This is a genomic window from Desulfovibrio ferrophilus (genome assembly GCF_003966735.1).
In the GTDB taxonomy this organism is placed as follows: Bacteria; Desulfobacterota; Desulfovibrionia; order Desulfovibrionales; family Desulfovibrionaceae; genus Desulfovibrio_Q; species Desulfovibrio_Q ferrophilus.
Map to the genome: position 1 here is coordinate 1,723,575 of NZ_AP017378.1, position 18,084 is coordinate 1,741,658.

The 18,084-nt window shown below is 57.9% G+C and carries 21 protein-coding genes; 9 read left to right on the top strand and 12 right to left on the bottom strand.

From position 1 onward, the window contains the following. Positions 1-15: 15 nt before the first annotated feature. The 9 genes from EL361_RS08000 (at position 16) to EL361_RS08040 (ending at position 7,658) form a co-directional block, all read left to right on the top strand. Positions 16-432 carry a response regulator gene (locus EL361_RS08000; protein WP_126378328.1) on the top strand — a complete coding sequence of 139 codons (417 nt, stop codon included), beginning with the start codon at positions 16-18 and terminating at the stop codon, positions 430-432. 210 nt (positions 433-642) lie between these two features. Further along, the gene (gene gcvH / locus EL361_RS08005) at positions 643-1,026 is read left to right on the top strand and encodes a glycine cleavage system protein GcvH (RefSeq protein ID WP_172961822.1); all 384 of its coding nucleotides are present in this window, start codon (positions 643-645) and stop codon (positions 1,024-1,026) included. A gap of 299 nt (positions 1,027-1,325) precedes the next feature. Next, a complete protein-coding gene (gene gcvPA, locus EL361_RS08010) occupies positions 1,326-2,663 on the top strand; it encodes an aminomethyl-transferring glycine dehydrogenase subunit GcvPA (protein ID WP_126378331.1) in 1,338 nt (445 codons plus the stop codon). Further along, complete coding sequence (gene gcvPB, locus EL361_RS08015; RefSeq protein ID WP_126378333.1) at positions 2,660-4,114, top strand: aminomethyl-transferring glycine dehydrogenase subunit GcvPB; 1,455 nt, start codon at positions 2,660-2,662, stop codon at positions 4,112-4,114. The genes gcvPA and gcvPB overlap by 4 nt, the downstream gene beginning before the upstream one ends. Continuing rightward, positions 4,095-5,483: a dihydrolipoyl dehydrogenase family protein gene (locus EL361_RS08020; protein ID WP_232034906.1), complete on the top strand. Its 1,389-nt coding sequence runs from the start codon at positions 4,095-4,097 to the stop codon at positions 5,481-5,483. The genes gcvPB and EL361_RS08020 overlap by 20 nt, the downstream gene beginning before the upstream one ends. Before the next feature lie 70 nt (positions 5,484-5,553). Beyond that, positions 5,554-5,820: a hypothetical protein gene (locus EL361_RS08025; protein WP_152034915.1), complete on the top strand. Its 267-nt coding sequence runs from the start codon at positions 5,554-5,556 to the stop codon at positions 5,818-5,820. Between the two features lie 63 nt (positions 5,821-5,883). After that, the gene (locus EL361_RS08030) at positions 5,884-6,378 is read left to right on the top strand and encodes a DinB family protein (protein ID WP_126378337.1); all 495 of its coding nucleotides are present in this window, start codon (positions 5,884-5,886) and stop codon (positions 6,376-6,378) included. 107 nt (positions 6,379-6,485) lie between these two features. Beyond that, the gene (locus EL361_RS08035) at positions 6,486-7,103 is read left to right on the top strand and encodes a Maf family protein (RefSeq protein WP_126381363.1); all 618 of its coding nucleotides are present in this window, start codon (positions 6,486-6,488) and stop codon (positions 7,101-7,103) included. Positions 7,104-7,151: 48 nt separating this feature from the next. Continuing rightward, on the top strand, positions 7,152-7,658 hold the full coding sequence (locus EL361_RS08040) for a phosphatidylglycerophosphatase A family protein (RefSeq protein WP_126378339.1): 507 nt from the start codon (positions 7,152-7,154) through the stop codon (positions 7,656-7,658). Between the two features lie 232 nt (positions 7,659-7,890). On the opposite strand, the gene EL361_RS08045 is transcribed toward EL361_RS08040, so the two are convergent. The 12 genes from EL361_RS08045 to EL361_RS08100 form a co-directional block, all read right to left on the bottom strand. Beyond that, complete coding sequence (locus EL361_RS08045; RefSeq protein WP_126378341.1) at positions 7,891-8,421, bottom strand: cysteine hydrolase family protein; 531 nt, start codon at positions 8,419-8,421, stop codon at positions 7,891-7,893. A 140-nt stretch (positions 8,422-8,561) separates the two neighbouring features. Beyond that, positions 8,562-9,083, bottom strand: coding sequence for a peptidoglycan-associated lipoprotein Pal (gene pal, locus EL361_RS08050; RefSeq protein ID WP_126378343.1), 522 nt, complete (start codon positions 9,081-9,083; stop codon positions 8,562-8,564). A 182-nt stretch (positions 9,084-9,265) separates the two neighbouring features. Beyond that, positions 9,266-10,588 carry a PD40 domain-containing protein gene (locus tag EL361_RS08055; protein WP_126378345.1) on the bottom strand — a complete coding sequence of 441 codons (1,323 nt, stop codon included), beginning with the start codon at positions 10,586-10,588 and terminating at the stop codon, positions 9,266-9,268. A 4-nt stretch (positions 10,589-10,592) separates the two neighbouring features. Then, a complete protein-coding gene (tolA, locus tag EL361_RS08060) occupies positions 10,593-11,402 on the bottom strand; it encodes a cell envelope integrity protein TolA (protein ID WP_126378346.1) in 810 nt (269 codons plus the stop codon). Between the two features lie 44 nt (positions 11,403-11,446). Next, positions 11,447-11,875, bottom strand: a complete 429-nt coding sequence (locus EL361_RS08065; RefSeq protein WP_126378348.1) for an ExbD/TolR family protein — start codon at positions 11,873-11,875, stop codon at positions 11,447-11,449. A gap of 14 nt (positions 11,876-11,889) precedes the next feature. Further along, entirely contained in the window at positions 11,890-12,597 is a 708-nt protein-coding gene (locus EL361_RS08070; RefSeq protein WP_126378350.1) for a MotA/TolQ/ExbB proton channel family protein, read from the bottom strand. Between the two features lie 117 nt (positions 12,598-12,714). Then, positions 12,715-13,470: an SIR2 family NAD-dependent protein deacylase gene (locus EL361_RS08075; protein ID WP_126378352.1), complete on the bottom strand. Its 756-nt coding sequence runs from the start codon at positions 13,468-13,470 to the stop codon at positions 12,715-12,717. 30 nt (positions 13,471-13,500) lie between these two features. Continuing rightward, a complete protein-coding gene (locus tag EL361_RS08080) occupies positions 13,501-14,157 on the bottom strand; it encodes a histidinol phosphate phosphatase domain-containing protein (RefSeq protein WP_126378354.1) in 657 nt (218 codons plus the stop codon). An 88-nt stretch (positions 14,158-14,245) separates the two neighbouring features. Further along, a complete protein-coding gene (locus EL361_RS08085; RefSeq protein ID WP_126378356.1) occupies positions 14,246-14,737 on the bottom strand; it encodes a bifunctional nuclease family protein in 492 nt (163 codons plus the stop codon). Further along, on the bottom strand, positions 14,731-16,104 hold the full coding sequence (gene miaB / locus EL361_RS08090) for a tRNA (N6-isopentenyl adenosine(37)-C2)-methylthiotransferase MiaB (RefSeq protein WP_126378358.1): 1,374 nt from the start codon (positions 16,102-16,104) through the stop codon (positions 14,731-14,733). Before miaB ends, EL361_RS08085 begins: the two co-directional genes overlap by 7 nt. Next, on the bottom strand, positions 16,105-16,710 hold the full coding sequence (locus tag EL361_RS08095; RefSeq protein WP_126378360.1) for an adenylyl-sulfate kinase: 606 nt from the start codon (positions 16,708-16,710) through the stop codon (positions 16,105-16,107). It lies immediately after the preceding gene. 3 nt (positions 16,711-16,713) lie between these two features. Continuing rightward, positions 16,714-17,808 (bottom strand): phosphotransferase family protein, encoded by a 1,095-nt coding sequence (locus EL361_RS08100; protein WP_126378362.1) that lies wholly within the window; start codon positions 17,806-17,808, stop codon positions 16,714-16,716. Positions 17,809-18,084 lie beyond the last annotated feature (276 nt).

Below are 18,084 nucleotides of genomic sequence, written 5' to 3' on the forward strand. Positions count from 1 at the left end.
TGGGGGTTCTCAACCATGCGATTTCTGATCGTTGATGACGACTTCGATAGCCGCCGCCTAATGCAGAAGATTCTCTATACTTACGGCTACTGTGATGTAGCCGTGGATGGGGAAGAAGCTGTAGAAGCATTTCGGAGCTCTTTCAAGACCGGAGAACCATACGACCTGATCTGTCTGGACATCATCATGCCCAATATGGACGGTCAACAGGCTCTGCGAGAAATTCGAGAAATTGAGACCGAGCAAGGTGTACCCGAAGACAGACGCGTCAAAGCCGTGATGATCTCCGCTCTGGATGACACCAAGGAACTGCACGACGCATTCTTCCTGGGAGAAGCCACTTCATATCTGGTCAAACCCATCCGCAAGAAAACACTGCTCAACGAAATCAGAAATCTGGGCCTGCCCCTTGAGGAAAAAAGCCCGGCCTGAGCCGTGGCCGACAAAAACTCCAGCCCCGATCTGACCACATGAGGGCCACCCCTCGCCGGCTCAGGCGATTTGCTTCCCCTTGCCCCCAAAGCCGGAAAGGTATAATTCCGGCTTTTTATATTGGTTACGGACAGACATTCCCATCCGCGGAGACCTTCCGCACCGATCTGCGAACCGTCGCATGAGCGCGATTCGCACCCAAGGAGGACCATCGTGATTCCCGCAGAACTGAAATACGCCAAGACCCATGAGTGGGCCAAGATCGAAGGCGACACCGCCATCGTTGGCATCAGCCACTTCGCTCAGGAGCAACTGGGCGACATGACCTACATCGAATTGCCCGAAGAAGGCGACACATTCGAAGCCGGCGAAGAGATGGGTTCCGTGGAATCCGTCAAGGCCGCCAGCGAGATCTATGCCCCCGTGTCCGGCGAGGTCATTGCCGTGAACGAAGCCCTGGAAGACGCACCCGAGAAGGTCAATCAGGACCCCTACGGTGAAGGCTGGCTGATCAAGTTCAAGATCACCGGCGGTGCCGATGATCTGCTCGACGCTGCAGCCTACGAGAAAATCGTCGCCGAAGAGGCCCACTAGACAGGGCTTCCCCCTTTGCCTCTCGCTGACTTTCTCTTCAAGAGGTAAAGAGCCCGTCGACACAATAACTCATTCGCTTCTCCCATGCGGACGCCCGCTTGTCTGAGGCACAAACAGATTGTCCAATGAGACCAGAACGCCCATTGCGACAATCAACGATTAGCTTCTCAAAAGTAGGGAGATGCCAGGCGCAAGGAAGGATCAAGATCGCCGTGTATCCAACATACACAAGAGTTTGATCGTTCCGCAGCAACACAGCAGATGCATGCTTTTCAGAAGCTAGAAAGGAGCCGGTTGCCATGCCGTATGTCCCCCATACCGAGGAGGAAACCAAGCAGATGCTCAAGACCGTGGGCGTAACGTCCATGGACGAGCTGTTTGCCGACATTCCTCCCGAACTCCGCCCAAAGAGTTTCGACCTCCCCAAAGGCCTTTCCGAAATGGAAGTCATGGCGCGCATGGAGCGCTTGGCTGCCAGAAACAAGGTCGATGTCGTGAGCTTTCTGGGCGCGGGTTTCTATGACCATCACATCCCTGCCGCCGTTGATGCACTGATCAGCCGCGGGGAATTCTACACCGCTTATACCCCGTACCAGCCCGAGGCATCTCAGGGTACGTTGCAGGCCATCTTCGAATTCCAGACGGCCATCTGCCGTTTGCTGGATATGGACTGCACCAATGCCAGTGTCTACGATGGTGGTTCGGCGATTTTCGAAGCCATGATGATGGGCGTGCGTGCTTCCAAGAAGCGTCGCAAGCTGGTCATCAGCGAAGCGCTGTCTCCCATCTACCGCATCATGCTCAGCTCCTACACGTCCAATCTGAACCTTGAGTTGGTCACCGTCCCGCACAAGCAGGGCCAGACAGATATCAAGGGACTCATGGACGCAGTGGATACCGACACCGCAGCGGTGGTGGTTCAGAACCCCAACTTCTTCGGACAGGTCAACGACTTTACCAAACTCTGTGACCATGCCCGCTCAGTCAAGGCTACCAGTGTTGTCAGCGTTTACCCGCTGATGCAGTCGGTCTTAAAAACCCCCGGCGAGATGGGTGCAGACGTGGCCGTGGCAGAGGCTCAGAGCCTGGGCCAGCCCCTGTCCTTTGGTGGCCCCTACCTGGGTATCATGGCCTGCACCAAAAAAATGGTACGCCAGTTGCCCGGCCGTATCGTAGGCCGCACCGTGGACAGCCAGGACCGCACCGGATACGTGCTGACCCTGCAAGCCCGCGAGCAGCACATCCGCCGCCAGAAGGCCACCTCCAACATCTGCTCCAACCAGGCCCTGTGCGCCTTGCGTACGCTGGTCCACATGAGCCTGCTCGGCCCCGGCGGTCTGGAGCAGACGGCTGCCCGCTGCATGGAACTGGCCCACTTTGCCGCCAAACGGCTGACGGCCATCCCCGGTGTTGAAATGTACTCCGAAGGACCGTTCTGCAACGAATTCGCCCTCAAGCTTCCGGTCTCGGCCTATGATGTCGTAGACGCGCTCACCGAACGCGGCTACGTGCCCGGCTTCCCCCTGGGCCGCTACTACGATGGACTGGAGAATTGCCTGCTTGTGGCCTGCACCGAAAAGCACACCCGCGAGGATATCGGAATCATGGCCGAGATGTTGGGAGGTCTGCTGAAATGAGAACCTTATTTGAAAAATCCACTCCCTGCCGCAAGGGCATGTGCAACAACCTGACCACCTCCAAGGCTGCGGACTATCTGCCTGCAGAGATGATGCGCGGCTCCCGCGTTCGTTTGCCCGAGTTGGGCGAACTGGACGTGGTACGCCACTTCACGCGCCTGTCGAAACGCAACTTCGGTGTGGATGGCAATTTCTATCCCCTTGGCTCCTGCACCATGAAGTACAACCCCAAATTCACCGAGAACGTGGCCGCCCTGCCCGGTTTCACCCGCCTGCATCCGCTGGCGGCTCAACTGAAGGGCGCAGGACACTTCACTCAGGGTGCGTTGGAAGTCATGTACGACATGGAAAGCCTGCTCTGCGAAATCACCGGCATGGCGGGCTACACCCTACACCCCATGGCCGGAGCGCATGGCGAGCTGACCGGGGCAATGATCATTGCCGCCTACCACAAGTCCAAGGGCAACAAGAAAACCAAGATCATCTGCCCGGACTCGGCCCACGGGACCAACCCGGCATCGGCCGCCCTGGCCGGCTTTGACGTGGTAACCATCGAGTCCAAGGACGGCATTGTGGACCCCGAGGCCCTACGTGCCGCTCTGGATGACGAAGTGGCCGGTGTAATGCTGACCTGCCCCAACACCCTGGGGCTGTTCGAAAGCCACCTGCCCGAAATCGTCAAGATGATCCACGATGTGGACGCCCTGCTCTATTACGATGGCGCGAACATGAACGCCATCATGGGCAAGATGCGCGTGGGCGACGCCGGTTTCGATGTCGTGCACTGGAACCTGCACAAGACTCTGGGCACTCCCCATGGCGGCGGTGGCCCCGGCTCCGGTCCTGTGGGCGTCTGCGAAAAGTTGGTGCCGTTTCTGCCCATCTCGCGGGTCAAGAAGCTCGAAGATGGTCGCTACGTCCTGGACTACGACCACCCGCAGTCCATCGGCTACATGGCCCCGTTCTACGGCAACTTCGGCGTCATGCTCAAAGCCTACGCCTACGTGCTGCGCCTGGGCGGCGAGGGCCTGACCCGTGCCAGCGAAAACGCCGTGCTCTCCGCCAACTACATGCGCAAGCGTTTGGAAGACGTGCTGGAGATTCCCTACAACCGAATCTGCATGCACGAATTCGTGGCCTCTGCCGTGGGCGAAAAGCTCAATGGCGTCCGCGCTCTGGATATCGCCAAGGCGCTCCTGGACAAGGGGCACCACGCCCCCACCATCTACTTCCCGCTGATCGTCAAGGAATGCATGATGATGGAGCCCACGGAGACCGAATGCAAAGACACTTTGGATGGCTTCCTTGATGACCTGATCGAGATTGTCAAACGCGCCGAAACCGACCCGGATTCCATCAAGGCCGCTCCGGTAACTCTGCCCGTAACGCGGTTGGATGAAACCAAGGCCGCAAGAGACATGGTACTGACCGATGACTGCGGCTGCGAATAACCACAGCGTGCGCTTCTCGCTGGTCGTACTCGGCGCTGGGCCCGGCGGCGTGGACTGCGCTCTGGAAGCCGCTCGCCTGGGCCTGGACGTGGCCGTGGTGGAACGCGCCGAACTGGGTGGGACCTGCCTGAATCGGGGCTGCATTCCCACCAAGCTCTTTCTTGGAGCCACCGAATGCGTGCACGAGTTGCATGCACAGGCCAAACTGAAGGTAGCCTCCGGCACGATCGAAGTGGACCTGCCAGCCCTGCAAAAACGCAAGGGACAGTTGCTTTCGGGCAACCGCAAGGCCCTGGAAAAGCGTCTGGCCGACTCGGGCGTCGCCCTGTTCAGGGGAATGGGAGTCGTGACCTCGTCCGACGCCCTCACCGTGGACACAGAAAATGGTCCGGTAACCGTCGGTTTCGACCGACTGGTCATTGCCACGGGCTCCCGGCCCACGGCCTTCCCGGGCATGGAACCCGACGGCGACCGTGTCCTGGACTCCGACGGCATCCTGGACCTGACCGAGGCCCCTTCCTCTCTGATCATTGTAGGTGGAGGAGTCATCGGCTTGGAACTCGGACGTTTCTTCTCGCGCCTAGGAGCCACCATTACCGTGGTGGAAGCCCTGGACCGCATTGCTCCATGGGAAGATCCAGAGGTCTCCAAGACCCTGGCCGGACTCGCCAAGCGGGACAAATGGAAACTCTTAACCGGCAAACGCGTGGCCAAGCTTGTCTCCAAGGATGGGCAGGCCGAACTGACGCTGGAATCCGGTGATACCCTAGGTGCGGATATTGCTCTGGTCGCTACCGGGCGTGGCCCCAATACACAAGGGCTAGGCCTGGAAAACAAGGGCGTCATCCTTGGCAGGGGCGGTTTTATTCAGGTGGATGAGTACCTGGAAGCTGCTCCGGGCATCTCCTGTATCGGCGATGCCAATGGTCAGGCCATGTTGGCCCATGCCGCTTCGCATCAGGGCATTTATGCAGCGCGTCTGGCCGCAGGCAAAATCGAAGGGCCATACGCCCCCGGCCCCATGCCATGGTGCATCTATGGTGCACCGGAGTCCATCCGTGTTGGGCGCATGGTCGACGAACTCAAGGCAGAAGGCCTGTCCCCCGCAATCAGTCGCTTCCAGTTGGCTGCCAACCCCATTGCCCAGAGCCACGCCATGGCCCAGGGCTTTGTGAAAGTGATCTGGCTGGATGGCAGGGTGGCAGGCGTAACCGCTGTGGGACACGGAGTTTCTCACCTTGTAACCCAAGCCACCCTCATGGTACGCGACAGTTGGACACGTGAGGATGCCGAAAATCTCATCTGGGCTCACCCGACCCTGGACGAGGCTTTGCAGCATGCTCTTACCGCCGAGCCAACAGACGACTGAGATTGACGACAGTGACTTCAGGGCCGGGCGGAGCGTTTGTTCCACCCGGCCTTTTTTTATGGGAGAGATGATGAAACGATTTGCTTTCCTGATCGGTGTCTTCGGTCTGGGTCTCGTGACCGGCTATCTTCTATTCCGGCAAGTGGAGTTCTCCGAAGTCTTTGCCTATCGCTTCACTTTGGACACCATTGGAGCCGAGCTCGACCTGGGGCACGTGCTGCTGACTCTCTCCGCCATTCTGCTGGGATTCCTGCTCTTCCGTTGCATCTACCTTGAATGTCACAAGCCGGAGCAACAGAATCTCCGCCAGGAACAGCGGAAACCGAAACGCCAATAATTCAAACCGCCATACCAAATAATGCTGGCCTCGATGCACCTTCGCCTTCAAACAGGAGACGCCATGCCTGACATTCCCGCCATCCTTTCCGGTCTACAATCTTCACAGACCATTCTCGACACATTCATTCTCGAGATTCCCCGAAAGATCATGACACGAGTGCGTGGCGAAGGAGTCTGGAGCATCGCCGAGCATCTTGATCATCTGGCCGCCGTGCAACCGATGCTCACCGAGCGTTTCAGGCGGATCATCAACGAGGAGAACCCGGAGTTTGTGCCTTTCATTCCCGGCGATGCTGAATCATCAGCAAAACCAGCTCAGATCATGCCCCCCGAGCAGGCGTTAACCATCTTCAGATTCCACCGCGAGGAACAACTGACACTCCTTGAGGCCCAGCCAGCATCAGCCTGGACGCGCGAGGCAACGCATCCGGAATATGAGCAGTACGGCCTGCATATCCTGGCCCGCCACGCACTAATGCACGATCACTGGCACCTGTACAGGATGGAAGAACTCTGGCTCACCAGAGATGAATACCTGACCGTTCTGCCCGGGTAGACCCGTCCCGGGAAAAGAGAAGGTCTGTGACCTTCACTATTCACGAAGACCGGCCCGGCCATCAGCTTCTGCTTTTCGCCCGGCCCGATTTCGTCTACAAGATGCCCATGCATACCGACACACTCCCCGGCCCCCTCGAGGCCGTTCAATCCATCATCCTTGCCTCCGGCTCTCCGAGGCGCAAGGACATGCTTCAGTCTCTGGGCATTGATTTCAACATTCAGGTCAGCCCGGGCGAAGAGCCTGATCCCATGCTCGGTGAAGACCCGGACGGCTATGCCCGCCGCGCCTCTCTGGCCAAGGCCGAGGCTGTAGCCAAACTGAATCCCGAGGCCATCGTCATCGGCTCGGACACCATCGTGGTCCTGGACAACGAGATCATGGGCAAGCCCAGCGGCCCGGACGAGGCCATGCTGATGCTTTCCAAGCTGGTGGGCAATACCCATCGCGTGGTCTCAGGCTGCGCTGTTTTTCACCCTGGAGGAGAACCCAAACTCTTTTCAGTCTCCACGGATGTAACCATGGGCCCTCAGCCTCTGGAAGTGCTATTCGCCTATGTGGCAACCGGCGAGCCCATGGACAAGGCTGGTGCCTACGCCATTCAGGGCCAAGGTGGTTTCCTGGTGGAATCGATCTCCGGGTCATACAACAATGTGGTTGGCTTGCCCCTGCACAAGCTGGTCGACATTCTGTTCGAGCTCCGTGCCATCCGCCCCAGAGGGTAAACCGAACAACCGGGCAAATCATTCATCCCGATATTCTGGAAGTCCTTCATGAGCAACGTCTCTACATCCGACCGCATCGCCACTGCCTTCGCCACCCTCGGCCCCATTGGACACCTTCCGGCAGGCCCAGGGACATGGGGCTCTGCCGCAGCACTCATCACTGCGCCCTTTCTGTTCATGCCCTTCTCACCCGTCACGCGCTCAATAATCCTCATCGCGCTGTTCGTGCTCGGTTCCCTGGCGGCCACGCGTGCCGAAGTCGTGCTCGGCAAAAAGGACCCCGGCTGCGTCATCATCGATGAAGTGCTGGGCCAATGGCTGACCTTACTGCCCTTCTCCATCCTGCCCACCTGGCAGATTCTGGCGGGGTTCATCTTTTTCAGGCTGTTCGACATCGCCAAGCCCTTCCCCATCCGCCGCTCAGAAAAATGGCTGCCCGCAGGCTGGGGAGTGATGATTGACGACGTTGTTGCCGGTCTTTACGCCGCCGCTGCGCTCTACGGCGCACGCTGGGCGTTCGTGAATTGGGTCGCCGTCCACGCCAACGGCATGTAGCCATAGAATCGACACCACAAAGCGCCCGGCCCGCAGTTGCGAACCGGACGCTATCAAAGGTGCCCCCCAGCACTTCCACGGTGGAGGCCGCTGGCTTATGATGCCTGGTGGTTGCGTAAAAACACATCCGACCAAGTCATGAAACCATAGCACTCCCACCAAAAAAGACAAACATATATCGAATCGCGCACAACCCGGAACTCACGCTGTACAGTTGCCCTTGCAACCCGACTTACAAATCGATCTCCGCAGCGGGTTGTACCGTGGCAAAACGTTTGCCCATAGACCAGTTATGATAGGCCACCAACTGCTCCCCGCCGAGCAGATCACAGTCAAAGGTCGTATGCCCATCTGCGGCCAGTACGACCTCGTAATCCTCACTGGAAGCACGACGGCAAGTGGTATCCACGCAGCAATCGGACTGCAACCCACAAAGCACCAGGCGCGTCGCTCCCAGTTCTGACAAGACGTCCTTGAGCCTGGTTCCGGCAAAGGCATCCGGCTTGGTTTTTTCCACCACCAGGTCCCCTTGCTGAGGCGCAATGGCTGGATGAATCTGCCACAGGTCACTGCCTCTGGGCATGGCACTGTCATCCCCAAAATCATGCTGCACGTAAATGACAGGCGTCCCTACCTTGCGGGCTCGGGCGATGAGTCCTCGAATAACCTCCAAAACAGTCTCACCATCAAAGGGGACCTCACCCGGGGTCTCGTACATCACACGCTGCACATCAATCACAATCAAGGCAGTCTTGTCAGACATTGCAGAATCTCCAATGGATTAATTCGAACCTATGCCCTGCCAAAGAAAGGAATTGCAGGTACCATAATAAGAGTCTCCATCCAAAAAAAGCGCCGCACAGGATGACCGTGCGGCGCTTTGCAATCACTTGTAGGCAGAGTCTACTTGAAGACCTTGAACTCGGCGCGGCGGTTCTTGGCCCATGCAGTCTCGTTGGAACCGGACACGGCGGGACGTTCCTCGCCGAAGGAGACAATCTTCAGGCGGGAGGAAGGCACGCCCAGAACGATCAGGAACTCATAAGCGGCGCGTGCGCGGCGCTCACCCAGTGCCAGGTTGTACTCCTCTGTACCACGATCATCGCAATGACCCTCAACCAGCATCTTCCAGGAACCGTACTTCTTCAGCACGGCAGCCTTGGCCTTAAGCACATCCTTGGAAGCGGGCTTGAGGTCATACTTGTCGAAATCAAAGAAAATTTTGTTAGCCGTCAGTTCCTGCTCAGCCATTTTCATGGCCTGCATCTCGGCATCAGAGGCCCCAGAAACGCTCCCAGGTGCGGGAGTCGTGAAAGACAAGCCCTGACCCTCGGACGAACTCGTCGTCTTTTTGGCACAACCAGTGGCCAGCATCAACATCATGGCCATGATTACGACCATTCCCAGCAAGACCTTGCTTCTCATCACGTCCTCCTCAGAATCAACTTAGAAAAATATCCCTACAGATAACGCTGTCGGGAAGTATCCGAAAAACGCATCGACGTTTTACACTAATACGCAATACTAGCTTGCCGGTGCATGAAAATCAATAGGATACCGTTGCTTTTTTGACCAGTGACAATTCGGTGAACCCATCCCAAAACGATCTAGAAGAGCCTTGGACCAAAAGTCGGATGTGTCACAGCTCCTTTTCCGGTCTTCAACTTCCGGGGCTCATCACCGTGACGGGTTGTCAGGTACAACTGATATTTGCCCGTTCTGTTGGAAGAAAAGGCTACGAAATAGCCATCAGGAGAAAAAGCGGGTTCTTCATCATTGCCCGGGCCAAAGGTAATCTGCCGTTCGCGTCCGGTATCCACATCCATCACAAAAATACGGTGCCCGGACTTGGTGCGACGCGAAAACACGACCAATTTACCATCAGGTGAAATGGACGGGCTGGTGTTGTACTTGCCCTCAAAGGTCAGGCGGTTCTCCTTGCCCGTGGCCAGGTCCTTCACAAAGACTTGAGGATTGCCACGTCGGTCAGACACAAAGGCCATACGCTTGCCCACGGCATCAAACGATGGCGAAACATCAATGGCCCAGGATTTGACCAGTGTTTCCTTGATCCGTGTCAGATCACGTGTCAGGCGAAAGATTTCCATGTTCCCTCGTGACAAGGCAACAGCCACATTGCCCTCGGGGTCGAAAGCAGTACCGCCGATAGTGGTTCCGGGGAGCTTGGTGCGAAAAATCCGATTGGTCGACTTGTCCCATACGCCCAGAGTGTGGCTGCTTGAGCCATGATGGGCAAACGCCAGGTATCTCCCATCCGGGGACCAGGCCGGGCTGATGCTCGACCCGCCGAAGAATGTGATCTGTCGAAGTTCCCTGCCTTGCGGGGTCATGGTCCAGACCTCGCGAGCATTGCCCTGGCCCTGTTTGGTAAAGGCCAAGACCGAGCGGAAAAATTCGCCGTGCCCGGTGAGAGCTTCCATGAAATGCGAGCAGAACATATCGGCCGCACGGGCCAAACTGTCCCTCGTGACACGATAGGCTTTCCCCACCACCAACCGGGCCGAGAACGTCTCGTAGACACGCACTTCGAGCCTGCCGGGGCGCCCTTCACCGGGCTGCCAGCCCATGGTCATCACAAGGTCAACCTTGGAGACGGAGAAGCGACGGAAATCGATGCCATCGGACGTAACTTTCTGGACATTCACGCCACCGAGCACATCCGCTGCGGGCGTCATGCGCAAAAAGGGCAGCATGTCGAGATTCTCTGTCACATATTTCTCAAAAATCTCTGCTTCGGGAGGAATCTGTCCACCTTCGGCCAACGGCAGGGCCTGGGTCAGGGCCATGTTGACCCGGCTCTGTCCCGGTCCAAAGATATCAATGGTCAATGTCTCGGAGGCCTGAGCCTGCAATGGGATCAGAGCAAAGGCCAGAATGGTCAAGAATAGAGCAATGGCACGTCTGAGCATAGGGCTACCGCATATCCTGCAAGTTGAAGTTGATCCTGATCTCGCGAATGTCCCCAGGAGGCGGAGGCAACAGCTCGGTTTCCTCAACGGCCTTCAGCACGGACTCGTCGAAATCCGGCCGCCCGGAACGTGCCAGCAGGGAATACTCGGTGATATGCCCACCCGGCCCCACCCGGATGAATACGCCGGCGGACAGGGACTGATCCACGGGAATGCTCGGGTAGCGCCAATTGGCCTGGATGATTTCCTTGACCTGGAGCGCGTAAATATCCTTGAGGCCCAACATGGCGCCTTCTTCGTCCTCTCCTCCCATGCCTTCCAGTTCAGCGTCTTCGGCGTCCACCAGCTTGCGCATGTCCTCCAGTGCCTGCTTATGGGCACGCTCCTGGTCCTTCTTCTCCTTGCGCTCCTTCCACTTTACATCTTTCTGGGCCTGGGCCAAAGCCTCGGCCAGGAGTTGCTGCTTTGTTTTTTCAGGCTTCTTAGGCTTGGGCGGAGCCGGCTTCTTCACTTCCTTGGCCTCGGGCTTCTTGGGCTTGTCCACCTTGTCGGCGATGACCTTGGCCTCGGGCTTGGAAATGGGAGGGCCTGGTTCAGGCTTGGGAGCGGGGACGGGCTTGGCCTTGACTACCGGGGGCGCTTCCTTCTTGACCCGGGCAGGTTTTCCCTTCTTGGGCTGAAGCGTCACCAGCTCCACCGTATACACGGGCACGTCCAGACTGACATGCATCGTTGGCGTCGCCAGATACATGCCAGACAGCACCACGCACGCGTGGAGGAGAAAGGAGAGAAGCCAGGACAGGGTGCGCATCATATTAGGTAGCGCATCCCGTCAGGGCGTGCGCTCGGTACGTCCGATTATTTCTTTTTGGCCTTGGGCCGTTCGTCGATGGGCTCTGCCACCACGCCCATCTTGTCGATGCCCGCGGATTTGACCTCTCCCATCACAGCCACAACGGTGCCGTAGGTCACATCCTTGTCTGCTCTGAGATACAGGAACTTGCGATCTGCCTTGACCAGGCGCTTCAGATGCCCTTCCAGTTCACCAGGCTTGACGGCATATTCATCCAGAAACAAGGAGCCGTCCTTCTTGATGGTCAGCACCATGTGATCCTTGTCCTTGGGCAGGGTTCGCACAGTCTTGGTCTCGGGCAGTTCCACCTCAAGTCCCTGAGTCATGAGTGGAGCCGTGACCATGAAGATGATCAGCAGCACCAGCATGACGTCAACAAAGGGAGTGACGTTGATGTCGGCTATAAAGCCGTTCTTGGTGGGGATATGCGCCATGGCGACCTCCTGGGTCAGTCCTTTTTGCCGTTGGCGTTGCTGGACATCTCACGCTGAGCCGCATTGAGGAACGATCCGGCAAACCCGTTGAGTTCCGTTTCGATGGCGGACAGTGCACCCAGAAAAAAGTTGTAGGCAATGGTCGCCGGGATGGCCACGGCCAGCCCGACAGCAGTCGCAATAAGGGCCTCTGAAATACCCGGAGCCACGGCTGCCAGAGCCGCCGTTTTCATTTGTCCGATGGAATGGAAGGCATGCATGATGCCCCAGACCGTGCCGAACAGCCCGATAAACGGGGCCGAATTACCGCAGGTTGCCAGGAACGCCATGGATTTTGACAACTCCTTGAGTTGTGCACCCACTCCGAGCTTCAAGGCTCGGTCCAGGTTCTCCATGACCACCACACTCATCCCGTTCTCGCAAACAACGCCCGACGCATCCAAACGCCGGAGTTCATTTACTGCGGGAATACCGCTCTGGTAGAGGGGTGAGCTCTGTCGCTGCGACAGGCCACGCATACCTTCCTCCAAAGAGGAGGCACTCTGGAACTGTTTCAAGTCCTCTGCGGCCCGCTTGCGAGCCGAACTCAGCGCGAAATACTTGAACAAGATCACGCTCCAACTCGTCAACGACATGAAAATGAGCAGGCCAAGCACGAATTTAACCGTCAGCGTGGCGTGGGTCAGCATGGCGAAGATACCGATCTGTGGCATAGCGTCCATATCCCGGATCCTTTTCTGAATTCGCCCAAGCCATGGCCCGGGCTGTTATTCGGGGCCGCAACAAATTCCGTAACGAATCCGCGCGGTGAAACAATTTAACCTTTCAGGGGGGACATATCAGGAAACGACAAGATCATAAAGCACAGGAAGTGCCCTTTCGGCTGAGGCATCCACGCGGATGTCGGAAACCCCTTCATACCAGGTTCGCCCGAGATTGATCTCGATGACTGTGCCACCTGCGTTCTTGACTCGCCGCGGCAGGGTGTTGGCCGGGGTCACCTCGCCGGAGGTCCCAACGATCAACAGCACATCCGTCCCACTGAGCAAGCGGTCACTCTCCCGAAGAGCATCCTGGGGGATGCCCTCCCCAAAAAAGACCACAGGGGGTCGAATCAGCCCCCCGCACTCACAGCGGACGGGCAATTCACCCGGGGTCAGTTCATGAGCACGGCTGTGATCCCAACCCTTGTAGCAGCGACGGCAATACCAATTATCCCAACCGCCGTGGTATTCCACCACGGTTTCGGAACCAGCCTGCTGATGCAGTCCGTCGATATTCTGAGTCAGAACCCCGGCGATGTACCCCTTGCGTTCCAATTCGGCCAGAGCGATATGTGCGGAATTGGGACGGGCCGGATGAAACATGATTGCCGTATCCACCAGAAACCGCCAAACTCCTGCAGGGTTGGAGGTCATGGCTTGCAGGCTGGCCACCTCAACAGGGTCGTACTTCGACCACAACCCACCCTTGCTTCGGAAATCGGGAATACCGCTGGGCACCGAAATACCTGCCCCGGTAAAGGCCACAGCCCGCCGGGCACGGCGCAACACGTTCGCGGCCTGTTGGCACGACTCGCGCCAGGATTCACTCATGGTGACGATCCCTCGGAGGATTTTCACCCACTAGCAGGTGCCGATCAGCTTTTGGAGCAACTCGCGGGAATTGGCTTCCACCACGTAATATTCATCCGCAGTCAACCCCGCACCCATACCGGCGCGCTTGCGCATCTCGGAAGACACCAGATCTCCAGGGGCATGAGCATCGTTGTTGATGATCAACTTTGCCCCGAACTGCTTGGCCATGGTCACCACATGTCCATTGGCCATGCTGTGTCCCTTGCGGGTGGTGATTTCCAGGGCCACGCCCTTCTCCACGGCCAATCGTGTCTCCTCCTCGGTAATGAAACCGGGATGAGCCAGGATGTCCGCTCCGCCTTCAATGGCAGCAAGATTGGTCCCTCGGGCCACGGGTTCCACCGGGGTCTCGCCATGCACCACCACAATCTGCGCCCCCAGGTCACGGGCCTGGGTCACCAGTTCCGGAATCAATCCCGGAGGCACGTGGGTGATCTCCACTCCACAGAACAAATCCAGTCCCATGTAGGGAGAATAGCGACAGGTCACCTTGCGGATGCTTGTAATGATATGTTCGATATTGCTGTGATCAACATGGTCGGTCATGGCCAGGGCCTCGTATCCGGCAACCTTGGCACGACGGGCAAGCTCGGCGGGGATGAGTTCCCCGTCGCTGAAAATGGTATGGGTATGCAGATCAATCATAGGATTTCCATTGGAGCGGACAAGCCGTTCCTTGAAATTTATCGGTCACTGCCGGTCCGTCAGGGCCGGTGAAGACACGAGTTTCGGGTCACATTTTATATTTATTGTCGTCCTCGGAGAACTGTTCCAACAGATCGTTCCACTTGCTGGCCTCTTCCGTCTTGAACTCCGGCCTGGAGTCCGCAGACTCGCGCGCCGCTTCAGCCAGGACTTCGTCGGCCACAAAAATCGAGCACCCGGCGCGCAGGGCCAAGGCAACGGCATCCGAAGGACGCGAATCGATACGTCGAATCTCTTCACCCAGGTCCACTTCGATCTCGGCGTAGTAGGTGCCTCCTTCCAGGCGCACGATTTCCACTCGGGAAACCTTCCCCCCAACGCCTTCGGCGAGATTCAACAGCAGATCATGAGTCATGGGTCGAGGCAGAGAGACCTCGTTGAGCACAAGGGAAATGGCCATGGCTTCCATGGCACCAATCCAGATGGGTAGGGTCTGTTCCTCGGCCAGATCCTTCAGGACCAGCACCGGTACCTGTGAGGTCTCGTCCAGGGCCAATCCGTACACCTTCATTTCTACCATGGCTCTCCTACCGCCTTCCCCATAAGGGAATGTTTCTTCGCAGCATCGATATGTACAGTGAGCAACTTGCCTGCCAGATCGCTGTCGTCTGCTGGCAACGGAATGTTCACCACTCGCCCGCAGGAGTCGCGCCCACGCCAGAACACGATGTCTCCACCATCCTGCTTCTTGCTCGGGGATTCCAGGAGCACCTCGGTTTCGGTCCCGACCTGGGCCTTGAGCGCCGAGGAGGTCAACTCATCCTGCAAGGCTTGGAGGCGAATCAGGCGTTCCTGGGCCACTTCACGCTCGACCTTGGGCTCCATGCGCACCGAGCGGGTTCCGGGACGGTCCGAATAGATAAACGAAAAGCTCGACTCAAAGCCTACTTCGCGCACAGCTTCCAGGGTCTCCAGGAAATCTTCCTCGGTTTCGCCGGGGAAGCCGACAATCAGATCCGTAGTCAGGGCAATCTCAGGTCGCGCACGCCGCAGGCCCTCGACCAGCCCCATGTAACGAGCCATGTCATAGCCACGACCCATCGCATTTAATACTCTATCCGAACCAGACTGCATGGGCAAATGAAGGCCCGTGCAAAGATTGGGAAGTTCGCCAAAGGCATTGATAACCTCGGGGGCCAGGTCCTTGGGGTGCGACGAGGTGAATCTGAGCCGCCGGATGCCCGGTATGGCCGCCACCTTGTACAGAAGCTGGGCAAAGCTCGTGCCGTCTCCGTGTCTGTCCAGACTGAAGCTGTTCACATTCTGCCCCAGCAGAGTCAGTTCCCGCACGCCGTGCTCGGCCAAGGCACGCACCTCGGCCAGGATATCCTCCGTGGAACGGGATTTCTGTCGCCCGCGCACATAGGGCACAATGCAATAGGCGCAGAAATTGTCGCAGCCCTGCATGATATTCACGAACGCCTGACCGGGCAGATGTGATACGGGGCCGTCGTCGGGCAGATGGAATTTTCTGAGCTTGAAGCCATCCTCAAAGTCCAACATCGCCAGACGCTCGACTTCATCATGATACAGCTTGTCCAGACCTTCCGGAACCTGCCCGGTCTGATCCGTGCCGAACACCAGCCGCACATGATCCGAACGCTCGAAAAAGCCCTCACCCACCTGCTGGGCGACACAACCGCCCACAGCCACGAACTTGGCGTTGTCCTTGCGGCAGTATTGCCCCAATCGTCCCACGAGGCTGTAGACCTTCTGCTCGGGTTTATCACGCACGCTGCAGGTGTTGATAATCAGAGCCGTTGCCTGGTCTTCGGGAGCCTCGCGCCAGCCGTAGGCCATGAGCGCCCGAGCCAACCATCCAGAATCATGAACGTTCATCTGGCAGCCAAAAGTCATTATATGAAAGGTCTTGTTGTCTTGGGTCATCTATTGTCCGTCAGGCGCAGCTTCTTCGCTCAACCAGCGATGCAGAAATTCAAGCGTGCGCCTGCGCGTCTCCTGTTTTGGGATATTGTCGTTGCAAATGGCGAACTCGGCGGCGGGGTTTTCCTCAAAGGGTACATCCACCCCGATGACCTCACCAAGTCCGGGAAATTGTTTGCCGCTGCGCTTGCGTTCCAGCGCCTTGGCGTACAGCCCGGCCATGACCAGCCCCGCTGCACGCTTGCCCTCTCGCGCCATGGCGTTCTCCAGAGTACACTGCACATGCACCTCGGCAAAACGCGGAATCAGGCGCCGGGCATACTCCCTGAAGGCCGCCTTGTAGGCCGCCCCGTCCATGACCACATTGATCCCGGAACGTGTCAGTTCGGCGGCCTCTTCCGCGAACAGACGATAGGCCTCTTCGCGCTCTTCCTTACTGTAGGTGGGCTTGGGAAAATACGCCTTGCGCCGCGCATCCATCTGTAGCCAGGTCACGGCCTTGCCTTGGGCACCAAACTCTTCCGCCACAGCCCGGGCAAGATTGGACTTGCCCGATCCGGGCAGCCCGACCACCCAGATGGCCCAGCCCTGTCTTGCTGATTCAGCCATGGCTCACCTCAGGTAACGGTTGATATCGGCATAATCAAAACGCTCGTCCTCAAGCACCTTTTCCACCAGCGAAAGCAAAGCGGTACGCACCTGCGGTGCAAGGCGGGGGTACCATTCGGGTGAGGCGACCACAAGCCCCCGGAACACATAGAATGGAGCGATGACCTCCAGCATTTCCCGGTCTCCGGTGGCTTCCAGATAGGACTCCCAAAACGCCATGTACAGATCGAGGAACGGGCCTTCCAGCTGCGTGTTGCCATCCAGCAGTCCATAGAGGACATAATTCATGCTCATGGTGGCAACGTCGTCCGCCGGTTCGCCCCATACCCCCCGACTTCGATCCAGCACGCTGAAGTCGAAGGCAGCTCCTTCGTCCCGGCGCACCAGCACATTCCAGGGATGGAAATCTCCATGCACCTCGGCCAGACGATGGGTGTAGCCCTTGAGTTTCCAACGCCAGTCCACCAGCCGCTTTTCCAGAGCTAGAAAGCGCTCGGGGGGAAACATTGAATAGGGATGGGGATAGCCATCAATGATGCCGTAGATGCACTCGCAGTCACCGATCAAATTGCGGATACGGCGGTCGTAACGATCCACTTCATCGTGCTTCACGCCATGAATTTCAGCCAGCCAGCGGGCGAAGCCTCGGGTCAATTCCAGGTCCTGCCCGAGCAACTCACCCTTGCGGATGCGCTCCAACTCCAGGAAATAGTCGCTGCCTTCGAGCTTCTCGTTGACGATGAAGAATTCGCGGACCTCGTGCAGAGGAATCATACGGCCCTCGGCATTCACATAGCCAGCCCCCAGCGGGCGCACGTGCTTGGACAGACGGGCCGAGGTCTCGTACTGGAAAAGCAGAATCCGGGCGCGGTCCCAATAGTCCTGGTGGCCGTATTTATCCCCACGCATGGCGGAGATCACGCCCTCGCCGGACACGCCGTCCTTCTCCCAGCGCACCAGCAGCGGCTTGCCGTAACCAAAGTCCTTGATGCCCTGTTCATCCAGGGAACCAATATCTCCGGCCCCCGTAAAGGTCACATCGCCACCCAGCGCTTCTTGCAGATAGCGCTCGATATGCTCACGCTTCATCTCGATCATGGGCAACCTCCAGGGCTCTCGCGGACCGGACGGACAGCATGGACCGCCAATCAAAGGCAGTTCGCTGGCATTGGACAGCGCAGGCGGTTCGGAACATTCTTGAACCCATTGTCCTGCATGCTGTTCGGTTGACCGTTGAGCACTTCACACTCGCAAGCAATGCAGGGACTGCTCAGCCCTCACCCCGCGCATTTTTCAACTGCATACATCCCTAAGCTATTCAAAACTGTGAGGATGCCAGGCGCGAGGTCGAGGCGGGCCCGACGCATACTCGAA

Excerpts from the sequence above, each read along its gene's own strand:
- EL361_RS08000 (WP_126378328.1), top strand. The coding sequence starts at position 16 with ATGCGATTTCTGATCGTTGATGACGACTTCGATAGCCGCCGCCTAATG.
- gcvPA (WP_126378331.1), top strand. The coding sequence starts at position 1,326 with ATGCCGTATGTCCCCCATACCGAGGAGGAAACCAAGCAGATGCTCAAG.
- gcvPB (WP_126378333.1), top strand. The coding sequence starts at position 2,660 with ATGAGAACCTTATTTGAAAAATCCACTCCCTGCCGCAAGGGCATGTGC.
- EL361_RS08020 (WP_232034906.1), top strand. The coding sequence starts at position 4,095 with ATGACTGCGGCTGCGAATAACCACAGCGTGCGCTTCTCGCTGGTCGTA.
- EL361_RS08025 (WP_152034915.1), top strand. The coding sequence starts at position 5,554 with ATGAAACGATTTGCTTTCCTGATCGGTGTCTTCGGTCTGGGTCTCGTG.
- EL361_RS08030 (WP_126378337.1), top strand. The coding sequence starts at position 5,884 with ATGCCTGACATTCCCGCCATCCTTTCCGGTCTACAATCTTCACAGACC.
- EL361_RS08035 (WP_126381363.1), top strand. The coding sequence starts at position 6,486 with ATGCATACCGACACACTCCCCGGCCCCCTCGAGGCCGTTCAATCCATC.
- EL361_RS08040 (WP_126378339.1), top strand. The coding sequence starts at position 7,152 with ATGAGCAACGTCTCTACATCCGACCGCATCGCCACTGCCTTCGCCACC.
- EL361_RS08045 (WP_126378341.1), bottom strand. The coding sequence starts at position 8,421 with ATGTCTGACAAGACTGCCTTGATTGTGATTGATGTGCAGCGTGTGATG.
- pal (WP_126378343.1), bottom strand. The coding sequence starts at position 9,083 with ATGAGAAGCAAGGTCTTGCTGGGAATGGTCGTAATCATGGCCATGATG.
- EL361_RS08055 (WP_126378345.1), bottom strand. The coding sequence starts at position 10,588 with ATGCTCAGACGTGCCATTGCTCTATTCTTGACCATTCTGGCCTTTGCT.
- tolA (WP_126378346.1), bottom strand. The coding sequence starts at position 11,402 with ATGATGCGCACCCTGTCCTGGCTTCTCTCCTTTCTCCTCCACGCGTGC.
- EL361_RS08065 (WP_126378348.1), bottom strand. The coding sequence starts at position 11,875 with ATGGCGCATATCCCCACCAAGAACGGCTTTATAGCCGACATCAACGTC.
- EL361_RS08070 (WP_126378350.1), bottom strand. The coding sequence starts at position 12,597 with ATGGACGCTATGCCACAGATCGGTATCTTCGCCATGCTGACCCACGCC.
- EL361_RS08075 (WP_126378352.1), bottom strand. The coding sequence starts at position 13,470 with ATGAGTGAATCCTGGCGCGAGTCGTGCCAACAGGCCGCGAACGTGTTG.
- EL361_RS08080 (WP_126378354.1), bottom strand. The coding sequence starts at position 14,157 with ATGATTGATCTGCATACCCATACCATTTTCAGCGACGGGGAACTCATC.
- EL361_RS08085 (WP_126378356.1), bottom strand. The coding sequence starts at position 14,737 with ATGGTAGAAATGAAGGTGTACGGATTGGCCCTGGACGAGACCTCACAG.
- miaB (WP_126378358.1), bottom strand. The coding sequence starts at position 16,104 with ATGACCCAAGACAACAAGACCTTTCATATAATGACTTTTGGCTGCCAG.
- EL361_RS08095 (WP_126378360.1), bottom strand. The coding sequence starts at position 16,710 with ATGGCTGAATCAGCAAGACAGGGCTGGGCCATCTGGGTGGTCGGGCTG.
- EL361_RS08100 (WP_126378362.1), bottom strand. The coding sequence starts at position 17,808 with ATGATCGAGATGAAGCGTGAGCATATCGAGCGCTATCTGCAAGAAGCG.